The 1,164-nt window shown below is 67.3% G+C and carries 1 protein-coding gene and 1 pseudogene; both read left to right on the top strand.

Annotation, left to right across the window (positions count from 1 at the left end; all coding sequences use genetic code 11):
- Nucleotides 1-37 precede the first annotated feature (37 nt).
- The gene (locus tag AC559T_RS13330) at nt 38-280 is read left to right on the top strand and encodes a hypothetical protein (protein ID WP_498868900.1); all 243 of its coding nucleotides are present in this window, start codon (nt 38-40) and stop codon (nt 278-280) included.
- A gap of 426 nt (nt 281-706) precedes the next feature.
- A pseudogene (locus AC559T_RS13325) lies at nt 707-1,164 on the top strand (cytochrome P450); the annotation flags it as partial.

The following is a 1,164-nucleotide window of genomic DNA, read 5'->3' as shown; positions in this document are numbered from 1 at the left end:
TGGCGACGCCCGAGGAGGACACCTAAAGTCACCGAGCATGGTGCTGTCTGGCGTGACGCTTGCGATCCTGGACGACGGGCCCTTCCATGGCGGCACCTTCGTGGTCCGCCCTGGCCAGACGCTCACCTTCGGCACGTCATGGCTCAACCCGCACACGGTGGTGTACCGGCCCACCGGCGAGGTCATCGAGACCCCGGAAGGTGAGGCGGCAGTCCTACGCTGCGAGGTGATCCCACAGGCCGCCACGGCCGGCGATCGAGGGAGTGCATCCCTCGGATGATCAGGACATGAGCGTCCGCAAGATGCTCGGAGGCCGGATGCTCAGTCCTCAGACGGGAAAGGTCCGGTCAAGATCGGCCGGTAGCGGTGGATGCAGCTCTGCCTCAGAGCCGATGTGACAGCGACGCATTTCTACCCGGCCTTCCCGATCAACGCGCCGGCTGGCTGCAACACACCCTCCGTTGCCGTTGTGGAGCGGGTGGTCACTGCTGGTCGGTGGGCTGGCCCACCGCGGAGGGATTGGATCGTTCGATAGCGGGTGCTGATTCGCCGGGCTGGGGGAACCCGGGTCCGGGCAGTGTACGAGAGGCAAAGGGCCAGCTTGTTCCCCTCGCCCGGCTGATCGCTGATGTCTGTTGTACGAGGGTGTTGCCGGGCGGGCGGCGGGATGTCGGGCGGGCGACGACGCGAGGAGACACCGAGGACGATGCCTGCCCCCGAGCCGATCCAGACGGTCTTCGACATGCTCAGCCCCGAGAACCGCGCCAACCCGTATCCCTACTACCGTGCTGCCCGCGAGCTCGGTCCACTCGTCCCGACCCCGCTCGGCGCTCACCTGGTCACCGGACACGACGACTGCATGACGGTTCTGAGCGACCCCCGATGGGGGCACGGATACTCCGCTGGGATTAGTCCCATCCGGCCGGGGGTGGCGGCCGATGACATTCCGGGTTCCTTCATCCGGATGGACCCACCGGACCACACTCGCCTGCGCGGGCTGGTCAGCAAGGCGTTCACTCCCCGCGAGGTGGTCCGGCTACGCCCGCTTGTCGAACGGACCGCCGAGCACCTGGTGGACAGGGCCCTCGGCAGCGCCGAGTTCGACCTTGTCAGTGATCTCGCCGCGGTCGTGCCCATCACGGTGATCTGTGAGTTGCTCGGCGC

Source organism: Frankia sp. Hr75.2 (assembly GCF_949319125.1).
Classification (GTDB): Bacteria; Actinomycetota; Actinomycetes; order Frankiales; family Frankiaceae; genus Parafrankia; species Parafrankia soli.
This window is presented reverse-complemented; position numbering and strand designations above follow the sequence as displayed.